At 77.4% G+C, this 18,927-nt stretch carries 21 protein-coding genes; 13 read left to right on the top strand and 8 right to left on the bottom strand.

The window, feature by feature from the left end:
- Window positions 1-15: 15 nt before the first annotated feature.
- The 5 genes from ABD158_RS01105 (at window position 16) to ABD158_RS01085 (ending at window position 4,326) form a co-directional block, all read left to right on the top strand.
- Window positions 16-831 carry an HAD family hydrolase gene (locus ABD158_RS01105; RefSeq protein ID WP_344002486.1) on the top strand — a complete coding sequence of 272 codons (816 nt, stop codon included), beginning with the start codon at window positions 16-18 and terminating at the stop codon, window positions 829-831.
- Window positions 832-941: 110 nt separating this feature from the next.
- The gene (locus ABD158_RS01100) at window positions 942-1,697 is read left to right on the top strand and encodes a hypothetical protein (RefSeq protein ID WP_344002483.1); all 756 of its coding nucleotides are present in this window, start codon (window positions 942-944) and stop codon (window positions 1,695-1,697) included.
- Window positions 1,694-2,422: a hypothetical protein gene (locus tag ABD158_RS01095; RefSeq protein WP_344002480.1), complete on the top strand. Its 729-nt coding sequence runs from the start codon at window positions 1,694-1,696 to the stop codon at window positions 2,420-2,422. Before ABD158_RS01100 ends, ABD158_RS01095 begins: the two co-directional genes overlap by 4 nt.
- 8 nt (window positions 2,423-2,430) lie before the next feature.
- Complete coding sequence (locus tag ABD158_RS01090; RefSeq protein WP_344002477.1) at window positions 2,431-3,021, top strand: hypothetical protein; 591 nt, start codon at window positions 2,431-2,433, stop codon at window positions 3,019-3,021.
- Between the two features lie 180 nt (window positions 3,022-3,201).
- The gene (locus ABD158_RS01085; protein WP_344002474.1) at window positions 3,202-4,326 is read left to right on the top strand and encodes a polyprenyl synthetase family protein; all 1,125 of its coding nucleotides are present in this window, start codon (window positions 3,202-3,204) and stop codon (window positions 4,324-4,326) included.
- On the opposite strand, the gene ABD158_RS01080 is transcribed toward ABD158_RS01085, so the two are convergent.
- Together ABD158_RS01080 and ABD158_RS01075 are read right to left on the bottom strand one after the other, a co-directional pair.
- Window positions 4,295-4,654 (bottom strand): lycopene cyclase domain-containing protein, encoded by a 360-nt coding sequence (locus ABD158_RS01080; protein WP_344002471.1) that lies wholly within the window; start codon window positions 4,652-4,654, stop codon window positions 4,295-4,297. The genes ABD158_RS01085 and ABD158_RS01080 overlap by 32 nt on opposite strands.
- The gene (locus tag ABD158_RS01075) at window positions 4,651-5,007 is read right to left on the bottom strand and encodes a lycopene cyclase domain-containing protein (RefSeq protein ID WP_344002468.1); all 357 of its coding nucleotides are present in this window, start codon (window positions 5,005-5,007) and stop codon (window positions 4,651-4,653) included. Before ABD158_RS01075 ends, ABD158_RS01080 begins: the two co-directional genes overlap by 4 nt.
- A gap of 57 nt (window positions 5,008-5,064) precedes the next feature.
- On the opposite strand from ABD158_RS01075, the gene ABD158_RS01070 reads away from it, so the two are divergent.
- From ABD158_RS01070 to ABD158_RS01050, 5 genes are read left to right on the top strand one after another with little or no spacing between them, the layout of a single operon-like run.
- Window positions 5,065-5,937 carry a YhjD/YihY/BrkB family envelope integrity protein gene (locus tag ABD158_RS01070; RefSeq protein ID WP_344002465.1) on the top strand — a complete coding sequence of 291 codons (873 nt, stop codon included), beginning with the start codon at window positions 5,065-5,067 and terminating at the stop codon, window positions 5,935-5,937.
- Window positions 5,934-6,713, top strand: coding sequence for a hypothetical protein (locus tag ABD158_RS01065; protein WP_344002463.1), 780 nt, complete (start codon window positions 5,934-5,936; stop codon window positions 6,711-6,713). The genes ABD158_RS01070 and ABD158_RS01065 overlap by 4 nt, the downstream gene beginning before the upstream one ends.
- A gap of 7 nt (window positions 6,714-6,720) precedes the next feature.
- Entirely contained in the window at window positions 6,721-7,689 is a 969-nt protein-coding gene (locus tag ABD158_RS01060) for a carotenoid biosynthesis protein (protein WP_344002460.1), read from the top strand.
- A complete protein-coding gene (locus tag ABD158_RS01055) occupies window positions 7,686-8,888 on the top strand; it encodes a glycosyltransferase family 2 protein (RefSeq protein ID WP_344002458.1) in 1,203 nt (400 codons plus the stop codon). Before ABD158_RS01060 ends, ABD158_RS01055 begins: the two co-directional genes overlap by 4 nt.
- Window positions 8,881-10,362 (top strand): phytoene desaturase family protein, encoded by a 1,482-nt coding sequence (locus tag ABD158_RS01050; protein ID WP_344002457.1) that lies wholly within the window; start codon window positions 8,881-8,883, stop codon window positions 10,360-10,362. The genes ABD158_RS01055 and ABD158_RS01050 overlap by 8 nt, the downstream gene beginning before the upstream one ends.
- 253 nt (window positions 10,363-10,615) lie before the next feature.
- On the opposite strand, the gene ABD158_RS01045 is transcribed toward ABD158_RS01050, so the two are convergent.
- The 6 genes from ABD158_RS01045 to ABD158_RS01020 form a co-directional block, all read right to left on the bottom strand.
- A complete protein-coding gene (locus ABD158_RS01045; protein WP_344002454.1) occupies window positions 10,616-11,335 on the bottom strand; it encodes a CDP-alcohol phosphatidyltransferase family protein in 720 nt (239 codons plus the stop codon).
- 4 nt (window positions 11,336-11,339) lie between these two features.
- The gene (gene crtI / locus ABD158_RS01040) at window positions 11,340-12,980 is read right to left on the bottom strand and encodes a phytoene desaturase family protein (protein WP_344002451.1); all 1,641 of its coding nucleotides are present in this window, start codon (window positions 12,978-12,980) and stop codon (window positions 11,340-11,342) included.
- Window positions 12,977-13,885, bottom strand: a complete 909-nt coding sequence (locus ABD158_RS01035; RefSeq protein WP_344002448.1) for a phytoene/squalene synthase family protein — start codon at window positions 13,883-13,885, stop codon at window positions 12,977-12,979. The genes crtI and ABD158_RS01035 overlap by 4 nt, the downstream gene beginning before the upstream one ends.
- A gap of 71 nt (window positions 13,886-13,956) precedes the next feature.
- Window positions 13,957-14,604 carry a bacterial proteasome activator family protein gene (locus tag ABD158_RS01030; RefSeq protein WP_344002445.1) on the bottom strand — a complete coding sequence of 216 codons (648 nt, stop codon included), beginning with the start codon at window positions 14,602-14,604 and terminating at the stop codon, window positions 13,957-13,959.
- Window positions 14,605-14,667: 63 nt separating this feature from the next.
- On the bottom strand, window positions 14,668-15,648 hold the full coding sequence (locus ABD158_RS01025; protein WP_344002442.1) for an NAD(P)H-quinone oxidoreductase: 981 nt from the start codon (window positions 15,646-15,648) through the stop codon (window positions 14,668-14,670).
- A gap of 9 nt (window positions 15,649-15,657) precedes the next feature.
- Window positions 15,658-16,743, bottom strand: coding sequence for a GNAT family N-acetyltransferase (locus ABD158_RS01020; protein WP_344002439.1), 1,086 nt, complete (start codon window positions 16,741-16,743; stop codon window positions 15,658-15,660).
- Window positions 16,744-16,782: 39 nt separating this feature from the next.
- Between ABD158_RS01020 and ABD158_RS01015 the strand changes: the two genes are divergently transcribed.
- Genes ABD158_RS01015 through ABD158_RS01005 form a run of 3 tightly spaced genes read left to right on the top strand, consistent with a single transcriptional unit; the run spans window position 16,783 to window position 18,896 of the window.
- A complete protein-coding gene (locus ABD158_RS01015) occupies window positions 16,783-17,565 on the top strand; it encodes a carbon-nitrogen hydrolase family protein (RefSeq protein WP_344002436.1) in 783 nt (260 codons plus the stop codon).
- 11 nt (window positions 17,566-17,576) lie between these two features.
- The gene (locus ABD158_RS01010; protein WP_344002433.1) at window positions 17,577-18,629 is read left to right on the top strand and encodes a hypothetical protein; all 1,053 of its coding nucleotides are present in this window, start codon (window positions 17,577-17,579) and stop codon (window positions 18,627-18,629) included.
- Window positions 18,630-18,668: 39 nt separating this feature from the next.
- Window positions 18,669-18,896: a biotin/lipoyl-binding carrier protein gene (locus ABD158_RS01005; protein WP_344002430.1), complete on the top strand. Its 228-nt coding sequence runs from the start codon at window positions 18,669-18,671 to the stop codon at window positions 18,894-18,896.
- Window positions 18,897-18,927: the final 31 nt, after the last annotated feature.

The raw sequence follows: 18,927 nt of genomic DNA, 5'->3' as shown, positions 1-18,927 counted from the left end.
CTCTACGGTGTCCGCGTGCGTCACCCCCTGCCCCCGACGTTGCCGCGGCTGGTGGCGACCGACCTCGACGGCACCCTGCTCGACGCCGCGGGCCGGGTCTCCGAGCGCACCCGGGAGGTGCTGGCGCGCCTCGACGAGCTCGGCGTGCCGACGGTCTTCGTGACCGGGCGGCCCCTGCGCTGGATGGAGCACCTGTGGGTCGAGGTCGGCGACGTCGGCCTGGCGGTGTGCTCCAACGGCGCCGTCACGTACGACGTGGCCCGCCACGCCGTGCGCGCCGTGCGGGCGGTCCCGGCGTCGGTGGTGCTCGAGGTCGCCGAGCGGGTCAAGGCCGCGGTGCCGGGAGCGCGGGTGGCGCTGGAGCGGCTCGACGGGCTGGCCCACGAGCCGGGCTTCCTGCCCGACACCGAGCGTCACCGCGCGGTCGCGGTCGCGCCGCTGCCCGAGCTGCTCGCCGGTCCGGAGGTCGTCAAGGTGCTCGTGCGCCACCTGGACGCCGACCCGGAGACGTTCTGGCGGGCCGTGGAGCAGGCCTGCGGCGGGATCGTCACCACCACGTGGTCGTCGGTGGGCGCGCTGGTCGAGATCAGCGCCGCCGGCGTCACCAAGGCCTCCACCCTCGAGCTGCTCTGCGGCGACCTCGGGGTCGGCCCGGCGGAGGTGGTCGCGTTCGGCGACATGCCCAACGACGTGCCGCTGCTGTCGTGGGCGGGCACGGCGTACGCGATGGCCAACGCCCACCCCGCCACGCGGGCGGTCGCCGACCGCACCGCCGGCCACCACGACGAGGACGGGGTCGCGGCCGCGCTGGCCGAGCTCTACGGTCTGTAGACCCGGCCACGCCGGGCGGGGGGAACCGACGCCGGCGTCCGCGCGTCGTACCCCTCGAGGAGCCGGTCGCCGGGGGGCGGTCCGGGAGTCGACGAGCGGAGGGGGTCGCGGTGCACCACGTCGTGACGGACCACGCCCGGCGACGGGCCCGGCCGGCGGCCGCGGTGGGCCTGCTCCTGGCGCTGCTGCTCGCCGTGCCGCTCGCCCTGGTCGGGGCCGCGCCGGCCCACGCCTGCCGCTGCGCGCCCGGCACGACGGCCCAGCAGGCCCGGGCGGCGGACCTGGTGCTCACCGGCACCGTGGTGGCCGTCCGCGACCGCGGCCCCGAGACCCGCGAGCGCTCGGCCCGCCCCGGCGGCCAGGCCCAGCAACGCCAGCAACGCGAGCAGCGCCAGCAGCGCCAGCAGGACCAGCGGGCCCGACAGCGACAGCAGGGACGCGGGGCCCAGCGCCTGGGCAACGTCACGATGGCCGTCGAGGTGGAGCGCGTCTACGCGGGCCGCGTGCCGGGGGCGCGGATCGCCGTGACCACCGCGGTCCAGACCTCCGCCTGCGGCCTGGGCGCCCTGGACGTGGGGGAGCGCTACGTCTTCTTCCTCACCGAGGACGCCCGTGCGCTGCGCGCCACCTCGTGCGACGGCACCGGCCCGGCGACCGCGCAGCAGGAGGCCGCGGTCGCCGCGGTCCTCGGCGAGGGACGCTCGCTGGGCGCGGCCGCCGACGAGCCGGTGGACGTGGAGCTCACCCCGGTCGCGACCGCCGGCGACGTGCCGCGGGCCGCGGTCGTCGCCGCCCCGGGGGGCCTCCTCGTCGTGCTCGGTCTCCTCGGCCTGGCCGTCCTCGCGGGACTGGGGCGCCGGACGTGACCCCGGGCGCGACCCCGGGCTCGACCCCGCGCCCCGCCCGGTCGTCGGGCCGTCGGCTCGCCGCGCTCCTGCTGGCCTCGGTCCTGGCCGTGCTGTCGGTCGCGGGGGCGCTGACGCTCGCCGCGGCCCCGGCGTACGCGTGCACGTGCGCGCCGCTGACCACCGCGGAGCAGGCCTCCAACGCCGACGCGGTGCTCGCCGGCACCGTCGAGACCACCGCGAAGGACTCCGACGGCAACGCCGCCGGGCTGCCGCAGACCGTCACGCTCACGGTGGCGGCCGACCGCTGGTGGAAGGGCACGCCGCGCGCGGCCGTCGAGGTCGTCACCGCCGGGAGCGGCGCGGCCTGCGGGCTGGGGGCGCTGCCGGCGGGGGAGCGGTACGTCGTGTTCGCCCGCGAGAGCAACGGCACCCTCTACGCCAACCTCTGCGACGGCACCGGGCCCGCGACCACCGCGCGCCTCGCGGCCGTCGAGGACGCCGTCGGCGCGGGCAGCGCGGTCGTGCCGGGGACGGGGGACGACACGGACGGCGGCACGGACGGCGGGTCGGGCGGTGACGCCTCCGGCCCGACGGGGCCCGACCCCGGGCTCCGACCGGTCGCGGACGCCGACCCGCCCGACCCGGTGGTGCTCGCGGCGCCGGGGGCCGTGCTCGTCGCCGGGGGCCTGCTGGGCCTGCTGGTGGTCCTCGCCCTCGGGCGGTCGCGCCGCCGGCGGGCCTGAGGCGAGCGGTGCGCCCCGTCCGGAGCGTCCTGCCGCTGGTCGCGGGGCTGGCCCTGCTGCTGGGGTCGTCGCTGCTGGTCGTCCTGGCCGCCGGTCCGGCGAGCGCCTGCAGCTGTGCCCGCGCCGGCCTCGGCGCCCAGGCGCGCGCCGCGGACCTCGTCGTCGCCGGCACCGTCACCGACGTCGACGACGGCTGGTGGCCCGGGGGCTCCTCGACCCGCGACGTGACCGTCGCCCCGGACCGGGTCTGGCGCGGCCGCACGCCGACCGGGCCGGTCGTGCTGTCGGCGGCCGCACCCGACCAGGGCTGCGGCGTCGACCTGGCCGAGGGCCGGCGGTACCTGCTGTTCCTCTCCGGGTCCGCGGGCGGCCTGACGACGAACGGCTGCTCCGGCACCCGACCCGTCACCGGGGCGGCCCTGGCCGCCGCGGACCGGCGGCTCGGTGGCGGTCGGGCGGTCGACGTGCCGCCGGAGGGGCCCGGCCGGACGCTCGGGCCCGGCGCCCGGGTCGCCGCCGGGGGAGGGGGACTCCTGCTCGCGCTCGTCCTCGTGGGCGCGGCCCGGAGGACGGCGTCCCGGCGACCAGGCATGAATTAGCCTGAGGGGCGGGTACCGCGCCGGGACCGGCGACGCCGGGAGGGCCGGAGAAGCGGCCGCCGACACCTGGAGGACGACGTCACGACCGCGAAGACGACCGCGGGGCCGGTGGTGGAGACCACGTCGGTCGCTCCCGTCGTGTCCGCCGATGCCCCGACGGCGGGTCCGACGGCCGAGCCGGTGATCGGTCCGGTGGAGTCCCCGGCGACGCCGACGGCGGCGCCCCCATCGGCACCGACGGCGGCGCTGCTGCCCGACGAGGTCGCCGACGTCGACCGCCTGCTGGGCGACACGCTGCGCGAGCGCGGGAGCGTCCTGACCGACGTGTCCCCCGAGCTCGCGCCGGTGGCCGAGGCGCTGGCCGTCGCGGGCCGCGGGGGCAAGCGGCTGCGGGCGACGTTCGCGCTGCTCGGGGCCCGCTCCGTCGGCGAGGGCCCCGTGCCCGGGGACCTGCACGTCGCCACCGCGCTGGAGATGTTCCACCTCGCCGCGCTCGTCCACGACGACCTCATGGACCACAGCGAGACCCGGCGCGGCGAGCCGACCGTCCACCACCGCTTCGGCGCCGAGCACCGCCGCGCCGTCGCCCGCGGCGACGCCGACCACTTCGGGGTCTCCGTCGCGGTCCTCGCAGGCGACCTGTGCCTGACCTGGTCCGACGACCTGCTCGCGACCGGCGCCCTCGCCGCCGGCGACCCGGGCCGCGCCGCCGACGTGCGCGGGTCCTGGTCGCGGATGCGCGACGAGACCCTCGCGGGCCAGTACCTCGACGTCCTCGGCCACACCCGCGACGCCGTGAGCCCGGCGTACGCCCGGCGCGTGCTGCGCTACAAGAGCGCCGCCTACACCGTCGAGCAGCCGCTCGTGCTCGGCGCCCGGCTCGCCGGGGCGCCCGCGCCGCTGCTCGCGTCGTACGGCGAGCTGGGCCTGGCCGCCGGCGAGGCGTTCCAGCTGCGCGACGACCTCCTCGGCGTGCTCGGCGACCCCGCCGTCACCGGCAAGCCCGTGGTCGACGACGTCCGCGAGGGCAAGCGGACGCTGCTCGTCTCGCTCGCCCAGGAGGCGGCGTCGCCGGCCCAGGCCGAGGTGCTCGCCGGCGCGCTCGGCGACCCCGAGCTCGACGACGAGCGCCTCGCGGCGGTCCAGGACGTGCTGGTCACCACCGGCGCGGTCGCCGCCGTCGAGCGCCGCATCGACGGGCTCGCCGCCCGCGCGACGAGCATCGCGGCGGGGCTGCCGGTGGCCGAGCGGCACCGCGACCGGCTGGCGGCGCTCATCGCCCTCTGCGCATGGCGAGACGTCTGAGCGAGGGCCGGGGACCGGGGGGCGTCTCGGCCTGCACGCCGCGCCGACCCCACCAGACCCACCAGATCATGGACTGGGCGACCAGACTGAACCCGAAGAGGAAGTCCTCGACCGGGGCGTGCCCGATGCGCCAGCCGAGGATGGCGTCCTCGTCGTAGAGGAAGACGCCGCGCGAGGTCAGCCACTCGTTGGTGATCAGCTGGAAGAAGAGCACGATCGCGTAGGACACCCAGAATGCCTTGCGGGTCAGCAGCCGGGTCCGCAGCACCCACAGGTCCAGCACCACCGTCACCACGATGCCCAGGAGGGAGGCCTCGGTATGGGTCATGCGCCGTCACCGGCCTCCCGGCTCGTCCCGGCCTCGTCGCCGACCGACCAGCCCCGCACCGACCGCACCGCCTCCAGCGTCATGACGGAGGCCAGCGGCACGACGAGGAAGAACAGCCACTCCTCGAGCGGCAGGTCCGCGAGCTCCAGGCCGAGGGTCTGGTCGAGGTCGAAGCGCCAGTGCCCGGCGGCGGTCGCCGCGAGGTCCCAGGCCGCGAACGGCACCCCGACGCACAGCAGGACCAGCCCGAAGCGCCGCAGCCGCGCGTACACCCGCGTGCGCAGCAGCACCTCGAGCGGCAGGGTGGCGACGACGACGAACACGATCATCGCGATGTACGTCAGCCGCTCCACGCCCCCATTCATACCGGGCGCCCCCCGGCGTGCCGCCCGTGGTGCGGGGAGCGTCCGGTGAGCCCGGCCCGCTGGCGCGCCGAGACCGTGGCGCTCGTGCACGACACCCGTCGCCTGCTCGTCGGCCGCGACCTCGGCGCGGCGGCCGCGACGCTGACCTACTACTCGGGCATCGCCATCGTGCCCTGGCTGCTGCTCGGGCTGTGGTCCATCTCCTGGTGGTACGGCGCGGACGGCGCCGAGGAACGGCTGCTCCAGCTGCAGGTGCTGGTGCCGCCCGACATGGGCGGGCGCGAGCCGTTCGCGCTGCTCATCGCCGCCGGCACCCACCTGGGCCTGGTCGGCGCGCTGGTCTCCCTGTTCCCCGCCTCGTTCTACGGCGAGGGGCTGCGGCGCGCGGGCCTGGCGCTGGCCCCGCAGCCCGACCACTTCACCGGCTGGCGCGGCCGCGCGCTCGTGATGGCGCCGGTCGTGCTGCTGCCGACGCTGACGTGGGCGGTGTTCGCCTCGGGCAGCCAGCTCACCTCCCTCACCCCGGAGGGCGGCGGGGGCGGGCCGCTCGACCTGGTGGTCCGCATCTACCTCACCCTGAACGTCGTGTGGGTGGTGATCTCGCTGCCGCTCACGTGGGCGTTCCGCTTCGTGGTGCCCGGCCGGCCCCGCTGGTGGGTCGCGACGGCCGGCGGGTTCACCACCGGGGCGTTCCTGGCGGGGTTCCTGCAGGGGTTCCTGCTGTTCCTGTCCATCCCGATCGACGTCGGCATCCCCTTCGGCGGCCTCACCGTCGTCGGCGGGGTGGTCGCGGTCGGCCTGTGGCTGTGGGTGCTCCACGCCGTCCTGCTCGTCGGCTGGGTCGCCACCAGCGCCCTGGAGCGCCGGGTGGCCGACACCCGCCACACGGAGTGGGGCGCCCCCGTGAGCACCCCGTGACCCGCCCCGTGGGCCGTCCCGTGGCCCGTCCGTCGCTGCCCGGTCGCCCGGGCTGGCCCGGTGGCGGCACCCACGCCGAGGTCCGCGTGTGGGGCACCGACCGGCTGCTGCCCGCGCTGCGGCGCATGGCGACCGGCCGCCGGTCGCTGCGGGGCACCCCCGGGCTGCGGTTCGCCAAGCTGCTCGGCACCGGCGCGGGCACGACCTTCACCCCCCGCGACGCCGACCCCGGCCACTGGGCGCTGCTCACCGTCTTCGACGACGAGGCCGCCCGCGAGGACTTCGAGGACTCCCGGCTCGTGCGGGCGTGGCGCGACGACGCGACCGAGGAGCTGCGCGTGCGGATGCGCCCGCTGCTGTCGCGCGGCCTGTGGTCCGGCGTCGAGCCGTTCGCCGAGCCCGCCCCCGGCGCCGAGCCGGTCCCCGGCGGCCCGGGGACCGCGTCGTACGCCGGGCCGGTCGCGGCGATCACCCGCGCCCGGCTGCGCACGCTGCGCACCCCGTCGTTCTGGCGGGCGGTGCCGCCGGTCGCCGAGGACCTCGCCGGGGCCCCCGGCCTGCGGCTCGCCGTGGGCGTCGGTGAATCCCCGGTGGGCCTCCAGGGCACCTTCTCCCTGTGGGAATCGACCGACGCCCTGGTCGGTTTCGCCTACCGCAGCCGGGCCCACCGCGAGGTGGTCCGCCGTACCGCGCCGGCCCGCTGGTACGCCGAGGAGCTCTTCGCCCGCCTCGCCGTCACCGAGGTCACCGGCACCCACCGAGGAGAGGAACCGTGAGCGCCCCGTGACCACCGCGGCCCACCCCGCCGGCCACGTCGACCCCACGGCCGGGCCCCCGGCCCTCGAGCTGCCCACGACCGTCCGACGCGGGCAGGGCACCGGCGCGCTCCGCGCGGTCGCCGCGTCGCTGGCCGCCGCGGCCGTGCTGGTGCAGATGGCGTTCCCGTTCACCGACGGCGGCAACCTGCTGCTGACCTCGGCCAGCGTCGTGCTCCTCTCGGGCGCCGCCCACGTGCACGCCCTCGCGACGCGCGGCCCCCGTGCCGTGGCCGCCCTCGCGCTGGTCGGCGGCGGGGGCGGTCTCGTCGCCGAGGCCGTCGGCGTGCGCACCGGCGTGCCCTTCGGCGACTACGCCTACTCCGGCACCCTCGGCTGGGAGGTCGTGGGCGTCCCGGTCCTGGTGCCGCTGGCCTGGACGATGATGGCCTGGCCGGCGCTGCTGGTCGCCCGTCGGCTCACCCTCGGCCTGCGCGACCCCCGGGGCCGCGTGCTCGGACCGGTCGTGACCGCGCTCCTCGGGGCGTGGGCGTTGACCGCCTGGGACGTGTTCCTCGACCCGCAGATGGTCGACCAGGGCCACTGGACCTGGGCCGACCCGACGCCGGGCCTGCCCGGGGTCGACGGGATCCCGCTCACCAACTTCGCCGGCTGGCTCGTGGTGTCGCTGCTGATGGTCACGCTGCTCGACCGCCTCGTGCCGGACGCCCGGGGCCCGCGGGAGCGGCGCGACGCCACCGACGCCGTGCCCTACGCCGTCTACCTGTGGACGTTCGGGTCCTCGGTCCTCGCCCACGCCGTCTTCTTCGGCCGTCCGCCCGTCGCGGCCGTCGGCGCGGTCGTCATGGGCCTGGTCGCGGTGCCGCTCGCGGTGGTGCTCTGGCGCGGTCGCCGCCGTGGCGGCGCGCGCCGCGCGGCGGGCTCCGACGCAGGGTCCGACGCCGGGTCCGCCGCGGCCGCCTCCAGGCCGCGGTGAGCGTCGGTCCGGGTCGGACCGCAGGGCGGCTCCTGGTCCGCGGCGGCGCGACGCTGGCGGTGGCCTCGCTGGCCCTGACCGTCGACAACCTGCGACGGGTCCGCCGACCCGCGCGGCACGCCGTACCGGCGCCGGAGGCCCTGGCCGTCCTGCTGCCGGTGCGCGACGAGGCCGCGCACGTCGAGGGCAGCGTGCGGTCCCTGCTCGCCGCGGCCGACCGCTGGCCCGGAGGCGTCCGCGTGGTCGTCGTCGACGACGGGTCCACCGACGGCACCGACCGGCTGCTCGCGGGTCTCGCGGCGGCCGACGGGCGGCTGGAGGTGGTTCGCGGCGAGGAGCGGCCGGCGGGGTGGCTCGGCAAGCCGTGGGCGTGCGCGCAGCTGGCCCGGGCGGCGGCGGGCTCCGACGTGCTGGTCTTCGTGGACGCCGACGTGCGCCTCGCCCCGCACGCCCTGACGGCGTCGGTGGCGCTGCTGCGCTCCGCGCGCCTCGACCTCGTGTGCCCCTACCCGCGCCAGCTCGCCGACGGGCCGCTCGAGCGCCTGGTCCAGCCGCTGCTGCAGTGGTCGTGGATGTCGACGCTGCCCCTCGGGCTCGCCGAGACCTCCCCGCGGGGCTCCCTGGGCGCGGCCAACGGCCAGCTGCTCGTCGTCGACGCCGCGGCGTACGCCCGGGCCGGGGGTCACGCGGCCGTCCGCGGCGAGGTGGTCGAGGACGTCGCGCTGCTCCGCGCGCTCAAGGCCGTCGGGGGGCGCGGGGTGGTCGCGGAGGGCAGCGGGGTCGCCACGTGCCGGATGTACGACGGGCCGCGCGCGCTGCGCGAGGGCTACGCGAAGTCGCTGTGGGCGGCGTTCGGCTCGCCCGCGGGGGCGGTCGCGGTGACGGCACTGCTCACGTGGGCGCACGTCGTGCCGGTGGCGGCCGCGCTGGGCGGGTCCCGGGCGGGGCTCGTCGGGTGGGCGGCGAGCACCGCCTCGCGGGTGCTCGTGGCGCGGGCGACCGGCGGTCGCGTGCCGGACGCGGTGGCGCACCCGGTCTCGGTGCTCGCCTTCGGCGGACTCGTCGCCGAGTCCCTGGCCCGACGCCGTCGCGGCACGCTCACCTGGAAGGGTCGCCCCGTGGTGACCGACCCCGTGGCCGCGGACCCCGCGCGCAAGGACCCCGCGCGCCGGGACCCCCGACGGGTCGCCCGTGGCTGACGTCGTCGTGGTCGGCGCCGGGGTCGGCGGGCTCGCGGCCGCCGCGCGCCTGCAGGCCGCCGGTCACCGGGTGAGGGTGGTGGAGCAGGCCGCCGAGGCGGGCGGCAAGCTCGGCACGCTGCGCCACGACGGGTTCGTCTTCGACACCGGCCCGTCGCTCGTGACGATGCCGCACGTGCTCGCCGACCTGCTGACGGCGACCGGCGCGGACCCCGACGCGCTCCCGCTCGAGCGGCTCGAGGTGGCCTGCCGCTACCGCTTCCCCGACGGGGTGGTGCTCGACCTGCCCGGCGAGCTTGGGGCGGTGCCGGACGCGCTCGACGCCGCCCTCGGGCCGGGCCGGGGCGCGCAGTGGTCGGCGTTCCTCGCCCGCGCCGAGCGGATCTGGGACGTCACCCACGAGCCGTTCCTCGAGTCGCCGATCACCGTGGGCGACATGGCCCGGCTCTCGCGGCGGATCCCCGACGTCGCCACCGTCGCGCCCTGGCGCAGCATGCGGTCGCTGGGCCGGCGCTACCTGCGGGACCCGCGGCTGGTGATGCTGCTGGACCGCTACGCGACCTACACCGGCTCCGACCCCCGGCTCGCGCCCGCGGCGCTGGCCTCGGTGCCGTGGGCCGAGCAGCGGTGGGGCTCCTGGTACGTCCCCGGCGGCCTCGGGCGCATCGCCGTCGTGCTGCGCGAGCGCCTCGAGGCCCTCGGCGGCACCGTCGAGACCTCGGCGGAGGTCGAGCAGGTCCTCGTCGAGCACGGCCGGGCGACCGGCGTACGGCTGGCGGACGGGACCGTGCACCGCGCCGACGTGGTCGTCGCCAACGCCGACGCCGCGCAGCTCTACGGCCGCCTCGTGCCCGGGCGCCCCGGTCGCCGCGCGGCCGCGCGGCTGGCGCGGGCCACGCCCTCGCTGGCCGGGTTCGTGCTGCTGCTGGAGATGGACGACCCGCCGCCCGTGCCGCACCACCAGGTGCTGTTCGCCGAGGAGTACGACGCCGAGTTCGACGCCGTCTTCGGCCGCGGCGGCCCGCCCCGCGCCGTCGAGCGACCGACGGTCTACGTCGCCGCTCCCGACGACCCGGCGGTCGTGCCGGGCCCGGGCACCGGCGCGTGGTTCGTGCTGGTCAACGCGCCCCGCCACGACCCGGCGCGCGGCCTCGACTGGGACGCTCCCGGCCTCGGCCTGTCGTACGCCGACGACGTGATGGCCGTGATGGCCTCCCGCGGCCTCGACGTGGCCGGCTCGGTGCGCCACCGCACGGTGCTCACCCCCGCCGACCTCGAGCGCGCCACCCTCACCCCCGGCGGCTCGATCTACGGCACGTCGTCCAACGGCGCCCGCGCCGCCTTCCGCCGCCCCGCCAACCGCTCGCCCGTGCCCGGCCTCTACCTCGTCGGCGGCTCCTCCCACCCCGGCGGCGGCCTGCCCCTCGTGATGCTCTCCGCGCGGATCGTCGCCGATCTCGTGGGCCCCGCCTGAGCCGAGTCGGCCCGGATGCGCATCGAGACGGCGTCGAGTCGGCCCGGATGCGCACCGAGACGGCGTCGAGTCGGCCCGGATGCGCACCGAGACGGCGTCGAGTCGGCGGAAACTCACCCTGACGGCCCGGGTACGGCGGGAGTTCGCGCCGGCTCGGCCCGGGCGGGGCGGGAGTTCGCGCCGGCTCGGCCCGGGCGGGGCGGGAGTTCGCGCCGGCTCGGCGTGGGTGGGGCGGGAGTTCGCGCCGAGTCGGCTAGGTGAGGGCGCGGCGGACGGCGGGGAGCAGCTGGATCAGGCCGACGACGGTGAGCACGAGCCCGACCACGGCCGCGACGCCGGCGAGGGCGGCGGCGTCGAGCTCGGGCAGGACGTCGAGGCCGACGGAGCGGGCCGCCCACTCGAGGCCCGCCATCAGGACGGCGACGCCGCCGACGACGACGCGGGTGGGGCGCTCGGCGACGGTCACGGCACCGGGGCCGACCATGCCGGCGGCCTGGGCCGTGGACCGCACGCCCTCGTGGAGCAGCAGCCCCACCGCGTACGCCGCGCAGATCCAGCCGGGCGCGCCGAGCACGAGGAGCGCCAGCACCAGCAGCAGGTCGCCGACCCGGTCGGCGAGGGCGTCGACGACCTTGCCGAGCGCCGAGGCGCGCCCGGAGAGCGCGGCGACGGCGCCGTCGACGCCGTCGGCGAGCCCCGACAGCAGGACCAGCGGCACGCCGAGCAGCACCCAGCCCCCGCCGAGCAGGCACACCAGCGGCACGAGTGCGGTCAGCAGCACCCCGGCGGCGGACACGACGTCGGGGGAGATCCCGCGCGCGGCGACGGGTCGGGCCAGCCGGTGGCCGAGCCGGACCCAGCCCGACACCCACACCGACCCCGACGGGTCCAGCCCCCCGTGGCGGCGCGACCAGGCGTCGTAGGCCTCCTGCCGGCCCGAGCCCGAGCCGTCGGGACCGCCCGCCGCGCCCACCGGGTCAGACCTGCGCGGCGACGGGCTCCGACGACGGTCCGACCGACCGGTCGCCCCGGACCCGCTTCAGCACGAGCTCGGCGCTGATCAGGCACATCGGCAGTCCGATGCCGGGCACGGTGCTGGACCCGGCGTAGAGCAGCCCGTCGACCTTGCGCGAGCGGTTGCCGGCTCGGAAGAACGCCGACTGCTTGAGCACGTGCGCCGGGCCGAGCGCGCCGCCGGACCACGAGTTGAGGTCGGTCACGAAGTCACCGGGGCCCATCGTGCGCCGCACGACGACCCGCTCCGCGAGGTCCGGCACGCCGGCCCACTCGGCCACCATCGCGACCGCCCGGTCGGCGACGGCCTCGACCGCCGGGTCGCCCCCGCCGTCCAGACCGCCGTGGCCCAGCGTGTCGGGGTCGGGCTGCACCGGCACGAGGACGAACACGTTCTCGTGGCCCGCAGGCGCGACCGAGTCGTCGGTGGCCGAGGGCTTGCAGACGTAGAGCGACGCCGGGTCCGGCGTGCGCATCGGCCGCTCGAAGATCGCGTCGAAGTTGCCCTGCCAGTCCTCGGTGAAGAACAGGGAGTGGTGGGCCAGCTCGGGCAGCTCGCCCCGCACACCGAGGTAGACCAGGACCGCCCCGGGCCCGGAGACCGCCTTGTCCCACCAGCGCTGGGGGTAGGTCTGCAGGTCGGCCGGCAGCAGCCGCGTCTCGACGTGGTGGAGGTCGGCGGCGCCGACGACGAGGTCGGCCTCGGCCACGTGCTCGTCGCCCTCGCCCGGCTCGCGCCAGCGGACCCCGGTGACGGCGGCCCGGCGTGGGTCCCCGCGCCTCGTACGACGGGGCGCGGTCTCGATCGCGGTGACCTCGGCGCCGGTGCGCAGCACCACACCCGCGTCGGCCGCGAGCCGCGCCATCGCCTCGACCAGCCGGGTGAAGCCGCCGTCGGGGTAGCGGACCCCGTCAGCGAGGTCGAGCGCGCTCATCAGGTGGTACATCGCGGGCGCCCGGTCGGGGGAGGAGCCGAGGAACACCGCCGGGTAGCCCAGCACCTGCCGCAGCCGCCGGTCGGCGAAGCGCGACGCGACGAAGCTCTCCAGCGAGCGCGTCAGCAGGGTCGCGAGCCGGGGCGCGCGCCGCAGCACCGCGCGGCCGGCGTAGGCCGCGGCGGAGTCGAAGCTCGTGTAGAGGAACCGGTCGACGGCGAGGTCGTAGACCTCGCGGCCCGAGCGCAGGTAGTCGGTCAGCGCCGCCCCGGCGCCGGGCTCGATCGACTCGAAGAGCGCCGTGTTGCCGGCCTCGTCGGCGGCGACGTCGAACGGCGCGTTGCCCTCGGTGAAGACGCGGTAGCCCGGGTCGAGCCGCACCAGGTCGAGCTGCTCGGCGGTCGTCGTGCCCAGCAGCCGGAAGTAGTGGTCGAACACCTCGGGCATCAGCCACCACGACGGTCCGAGGTCGAAGCGGAACCCGTCCCGCTCCCACGACCCGGCGCGCCCACCGAGGTCGTCGTTCTTCTCCAGCAGCTCCACGTGGTGCCCGTCGCGGGCCAGGAGCGTCGCGGTGGCGAGACCGGCGACGCCGCCGCCGACGACGACGACCCGCTGGGCGGCCCCGGGGGCGGTCCCGGGGCCGGTCCCGGGGGAGGTGGCGCTCACGAGAGGACCCGGACGGCGGGACGCGGGAGGCCGGAGCGGGCCACGACCGCGGCGACGAGGCGGGCCTTGCGGGCGCGGGGCACGCTGACGCGCCGGCGTCGCAGCTCGGTCACCGGCACCTCCCGCAGCCGCGCGGACAGCTCGCCGAAGAGGTCGTGGGCCGCGCAGACCGCGAGCCGGCTCGACCGCGGCAGGTGGGGCACGACCTGGCCGGCGGCGACGAGGTGGCCGTCGACGGCGTCGAGCCACCGGTCGCGGGCCGGGTCCTGGAGCGCCGCGTCGCCGTCGGGCTCGAGGCCGGGCAGGTAGGAGCGGCCGAGGTCACCGGTGTCCTCGGCGAGGTCGCGCACGAAGTTGACCAGCTGGAACGCCGCGCCCAGGCGTTGCGCGCCGGGCGCGAGGTCGTCGTACAGGTGGGCCCGCGAGGGCTCGTCCGCGAGGAACGCGCGCAGGCACATCAGCCCGACCACCTCCGCCGACCCGTAGACGTACGTCGCCAGGCTGGCCTCGTCGTGGACCGAGCGGTCGAGGTCGGTGCGCATCGAGGCGAAGAACGGCACCACGAGGTCCGGCCCGATCCCGCAGCGGCGGGCGGTGCGCGCGAAGGCGTGGACGACGAGGTTGGTGCTGGAGCCGTGCTCGAGGGCGTCGAGGACCTCGGCCTCGAGGGCGTCCAACGACGCCCGCTGGCGGGCGCGGCCGGCGGGCGGCACCGGCACGTCGACCACCTCGTCGGCCACGCGCACGAGGGCGTAGATGTTGCGCACCTCGCCGCGCACCCCGGCGCCGAGCAGGCGCGAGGCCAACCCGAAGGAGCTGGAGAAGGAGTCGATGACGAGGGCCGCGGACGCGTCCGCGACCCCGTCGTACGTCGAGGCGGGGGCGGACGGGGCGAGAGCGGTCACTGCTTCGCCGTACCCACCGCGGCGTCCGCGCACGAGCGCGGCGCCCGTCGGGCCCGCGACCAGGGAGCCGCTCAGAGGTACATGCCCCCCGAGCCGGGCCCGTCGCCGGGCGCACCGGGCTGACCGGGGGCGGGGCGGCCGGGCTGCCCGGGCTGCCCCGGGTGGCCGGCGCCGGGCTGGCCCGGCATGCCGGCCGGGAGGGCGCGGCGCATCTGCTCGAGCTGGGCGCGGGCGCTCATCTGCTGGGCGTAGATGGCGGTCTGGATGCCGTGGAACAGACCCTCCAGCCAACCCACCAGCTGGGCCTGCGCGATGCGCAGCTCACCCTCGCTGGGTGTGCCCTCCGCGAAGGGCAGCGAGAGCCGCTGCAGCTCCTCGACGAGCTCGGGAGCCAGGCCGGCCTCGAGCTCGGTGATCGAGGACTGGTGGATCTCCTTGAGGCGGGCGCGGCTCGCCTCGTCGAGCGGGGCGGCCTTCACCTCCTCGAGCAGCTGCTTGATCATCCCGCCGATGCGCAGCACCTTCGCGGGCTGCTCGACGAGGTCGGTGAGGTTGCGCTCACCGTCGCCCTCGCTGTCGTCGTCGCCACCCTGCCCGACCTGCGCCAGCGCGCTGGCGGGCACGGAGCCGACCGGCTGGCCGTCGGGCCCGATGATGACCACGTGGTCCTCGCCCGCACCGCCGCCCTGCGGTGCCTGACCTGACTGCTGCTCGCTCATGGGCTCCAGCGTAGGGGCAGCCCCCGACACCGCGGCCGACACAGCCGCCGGGTCGGCCGGAGGTCAGCGGACGGTCAGCACGATCTTGCCGCGGTGGCCGCCGGACTCCATCCGGGCGTGGGCGCGGCCGGCCTCCTCGAGCGGCATCATGTCCTCGACGAAGGTCCGCACCCGCCCGTCGGCGACCAGGGGCCACACGTGCTCGACGACGGCGGCGCAGATCTCCGCCTTCTCCTCGACCGGCCGCGACCGCAGCGACGTGGCGTGCACCGAGGCGCGCTTGCGGAGCAGCACGCCGAGGTCGAGCTCGCCCTTCACGCCGCCCTGCATGCCGATCACGACGATCCGGCCCTCGGTGGCCAGCGCCTGGACGTTGCGGGGGAGGTAGGAGGCGCCCATGTTGTCGAGGACCACGTCGACGCCGCGGCCCTCGGTGAACGTCGCGACCTCCTCGACGAAGTCCTGCTCGCGGTAGTCGACGACCAGCCCGGCGCCGAGCTCGCGGCAGAAGTCGCGGCTCTCCTGGCCGCCCGCGGTCGTCGCGACCCGGGCGCCGAGCGCGACCGCCAGCTGGATCGCGCAGGACCCGATCCCGCCGGACCCGCCGTGCACCAGCAGCGTCTCGCCCGCCTGCAGGCCCGCGCGCATGACGACGTTGGACCAGACCGTGCAGGTGACCTCGGCCAGCCCGGCCGCGGTGACCAGGTCGACGCCGGCGGGGACGGCCATCAGCTGCCCGGCCGGCACGGCGACCCGCTCGGCGTACCCGCCGCCGGCCAGCAGCGCGCACACCTCGTCGCCCACCGACCAGCCGGTGACGCCCTCGCCGAGCTCGGCGACGGTGCCGCTGCACTCCAGCCCGAGCACCTCGGAGGCGCCGGGCGGCGGCGGGTACATGCCGCGGCGCTGCAGGGTGTCGGCGCGGTTCACCGCGGTGGCGGCCACGTCGAGCAGCACCTCGCCCGGGCCGGGCCGCGGGTCGGCCACCTCGGAGACGGTGAGGACCTCGGGCCCTCCGGGCTGGTCGACGACGACGGCGCGCATGCCGCCACCCTAGGAGGACACGGGCGCGGAGAGCGTGCGCAGCATCTCGATCCCGTCGTCGTGGGCGGCACGATCGGCCTCGTCGACGGCCGTGAACCCCAGCCGCTCGTACGTCGCCCGCGCGCGCTCGTTGCCGGGCTCCACGTGGAGGCGCAGCGCGCTGCCGCCCGAGCGCCGGACGTGGGTGGCGCCCGCCCCGACCAGCGCGTCGGCGACGCCCCGGCCGCGGGCGGTGGGAGCGACGTACATGGAGACCAGCCACCAGCGCCCGGCGTCGTCGGGCTGGACGGCGGCCATCCCGGCGTCCGGGCCGGCGGCGTCCACACGGGCCAGGAACAGCGCGCCGGGCGCGCGCAGCCGCTCGCGCCAGCGCGCCTCGTCGGCGTCGACCCAGTCCGCCAGCCGCGACCCGTACGCCGCGGGCGCGAGCTCGAGGGCCTCCAGCCGCAGCCGGGCCCACCGCTGCCAGTCGTCGGGCCCGACGGGCTCGACCGGCACGCGGGCGAGGGCGTCGAGGTCGGCCCAGGTGTCGACGTCGGCGCCCTCGTCGCCGCGGGCGGGCACCTCGACCAGGTCGAGGCCCGCGAGCAGGCGGTGGACGGGCAGGCCGTGGGCGGGGCCCTCGGGTCGGGCCGCGCGCAGCCGGTCGGGGTCGAGCACCATCGCGAGCTGCCGGCGTCCGCCGCGGCCCAGCAGGACCGCGCCGTCGCGGCCGCGGGCCGCCTCCGCGAGCCGGGCCAGGGTGTCGGCCTCGACGCCGGGCATGTCGACGGCGACGACCGCGACCGGTCGGCCGGGACCGGTGGGGCCGACGACCGCGTCGAGGCCCGCCAGCAGGCCGGCCGCCGGTCCGCCGCCCGGCGGGTCCTCACGGACGAACCGCACCCGCTCGGAGCCGGGCAGCGCGAGGTCCGCCACGGGCGCCCCGACGACCACCACGGGGTCGACCCCGGCGAACGCGTCGAGCACGTGCTCGAGCAGGCGCCGCTCGCGCCAGCGCACCCGGGCCTTGTCGACGCCGCCCATGCGCGCGCCGGTGCCGCCGGCCAGCACGACGCCCGCTCCCACCCCCGCTCCCACCCTCGCCAGGTCCACGCGCTCATCGTGGCACCTCCGGCGTGGCACCCTGGACCGATGAGCGAGCAGCTGCGCGTGAGCCTGGTCCAGGCGGCCTCCGGCCTGGAGCCCGCCGACAACCGCGACCTGCTGGTCGCGACGGCCGCCGACCTGCCGGCCGGCACCGACCTCGCCGTGTGGCCCGAGGCCTTCGCCCGCGACTTCGGCACGGCCGGCTCCGACGTCTCGCCGTACGCCGAGCCGGTGGACGGGCCGTTCGCCACCGCCGCCGCGGGGGTCGCGAAGGAGAGCGGCGCGACCGTCGTCGCCGGGATGTTCGAGACCTCCGAGGACCCGACCCGCCCGTGGAACACCCTCGTGGCCGCGGGCGCCGGCGGCGAGCGGTCGTCGTACCGCAAGATCCACCTGTACGACTCCTTCGGCTACCGCGAGTCCGACCGCCTCTCCGCGGGCCCGACGCAGCCGGTGACGATCGAGGTCGGCGGCTTCACCGTGGGCCTGATGACCTGCTACGACCTGCGCTTCCCCGAGCACGCGCGGCTCCTGGTCGACGCGGGCGCGGAGGTGCTGGCGCTGCCGGCGGCGTGGCTCGCCGGCGACCTGAAGGTCGACCACTGGCGGACGCTGCTGCGGGCGCGCGCGATCGAGAACACGGTCTTCGTCGTCGCCGCGGCGCAGCCGGCGCCCCGCTACACGGGCCACTCGATGGCGGTCGACCCGCTCGGCCGGGTGCTCGCGGAGGCGGGTCCGGAGGCGGGTCGCGTCGACGCCGTCCTGGACCGCGCCGTGCTGACCGCGGCCCGGGAGACCAACCCGTCCCTGGCGAACCGTCGGCTGTAGCCTCGACCCCCGTGTCCACGACCTCCGGGCGCCGCCGGGCGACGCCATCGAAGCCCGCGCCGGGCGCCGGGTGGCGGGGTCGGGTCGACCGGGTGCGGGACAGCCGGCTGCCGGTGACGGCGTGGTTCACGCTCGTCGCGGCCGCCCTCGTCTGCCTCGGCACGAGCGCCGCGGAGGTCGGTCCGGGCTGGCTGGCGGACGCCGGCTCGGTCGCGATCAGCAGCGCCTTCACCTGGGCCCTCGCCGCCCGCGTCGGGGGCCGGCCGGTGCTGTTCGGGGGCCTCGCCCTGGTCCTCGGCGTCACCGCCGTGGTCAGCGACCTGGACCAGCTCCGCACGGGTGCGGCGGTCCTGACCTGCGCCGTCGGCGGGGTGCTGGGGGTGATGGCGACCGTGCCGGCCCGGCGGTTCCGGGTCGCGGCCCGCGAGGTCCTCGTCGCGTCGGTGATCGGGGCGATCGCCGCCGTCGCGAGCCTCGGCTACGAGCCCGTCGTGCTGCTGGGCCGCTTCGAGTACGTCACCCTCGCCCTGGCCCTCGCGGTCTCCTTCGGCGTCGTCTGGCGCCTCGGCGCCGGCCTGCACGGTCTCGGCCGCCGCGGGCTGGTCGTCGTCCTCGTGGGCGCGCTGCTGCTGGCCCTCGCGCTCGGGTACGCCGAGCTGCTGCGCCGCTACGGCACCCCCGGGCTGGTCGAGTCGGTCCTCGACGGCGTGGCGGACTTCCGCGACCGCTTCGGCGCCGTGCCCCGCCCGACCCAGGCGCTGCTGGGCATCCCGGCGCTGGCCTGGGGCGTGCACATGCGCGCCCGCCGCCGCCAGGGCTGGTGGGTCTGCGCCTTCGGGGTCGCGGCCACGCTGCCGCTGACCCACGTGCTGCTCAACCCCGCCTCGTCGGTGCTGGAGGTCAGCCTGTCGTTCCTGTACAGCCTCGTGATGGGCCTCGCGCTCGGGTACGTCGTGATCCGCGTCGACCTCGCCCTCACCGGCTCGCGCGGGTCCCGCGCCCGCCGCGCCGAGGAGGCCTCCGCCGGTCGGCCCGAGCCCGCCCGCACCCAGCCGCTGCTCTGAGTCCGGGCCACCCGGCCGGGTGGGAGTAGGTTGCCGCCCATGGCACGCGAACAGCTGGAGGCGATCACCGCCGAGATGGTGGCCAACGTGATGGTCGTCGAGGTCGCGATCGGCGACACCGTCGCGCCGGGCGACTCCGTGGTGCTGCTGGAGTCGATGAAGATGGAGATCCCCGTCGTGGTCGAGCGCGGCGGCGTCGTGCGGGACATCAAGGTCGACCCCGGCGACGTCGTCCAGGAGGGCGACGTCCTGGTCGTCCTGGGCTGAGTCCCGGCCTGGGTCCTGGCCTGGGTCCTGG

The organism is Nocardioides lentus (genome assembly GCF_039529515.1).
Lineage (GTDB): Bacteria > Actinomycetota > Actinomycetes > Propionibacteriales > Nocardioidaceae > Nocardioides > Nocardioides lentus.
Note: the sequence above shows the minus strand (reverse complement) of the source record. Positions and strands in the feature narration are given on the sequence as shown.

Excerpts from the sequence above, each read along its gene's own strand:
- ABD158_RS01080 (WP_344002471.1), bottom strand. The coding sequence starts at position 4,654 with ATGACCCATACCGAGGCCTCCCTCCTGGGCATCGTGGTGACGGTGGTG.
- ABD158_RS01030 (WP_344002445.1), bottom strand. The coding sequence starts at position 14,604 with ATGAGCGAGCAGCAGTCAGGTCAGGCACCGCAGGGCGGCGGTGCGGGC.
- ABD158_RS01025 (WP_344002442.1), bottom strand. The coding sequence starts at position 15,648 with ATGCGCGCCGTCGTCGTCGACCAGCCCGGAGGGCCCGAGGTCCTCACC.
- ABD158_RS01015 (WP_344002436.1), top strand. The coding sequence starts at position 16,783 with ATGAGCGAGCAGCTGCGCGTGAGCCTGGTCCAGGCGGCCTCCGGCCTG.
- ABD158_RS01005 (WP_344002430.1), top strand. The coding sequence starts at position 18,669 with ATGGCACGCGAACAGCTGGAGGCGATCACCGCCGAGATGGTGGCCAAC.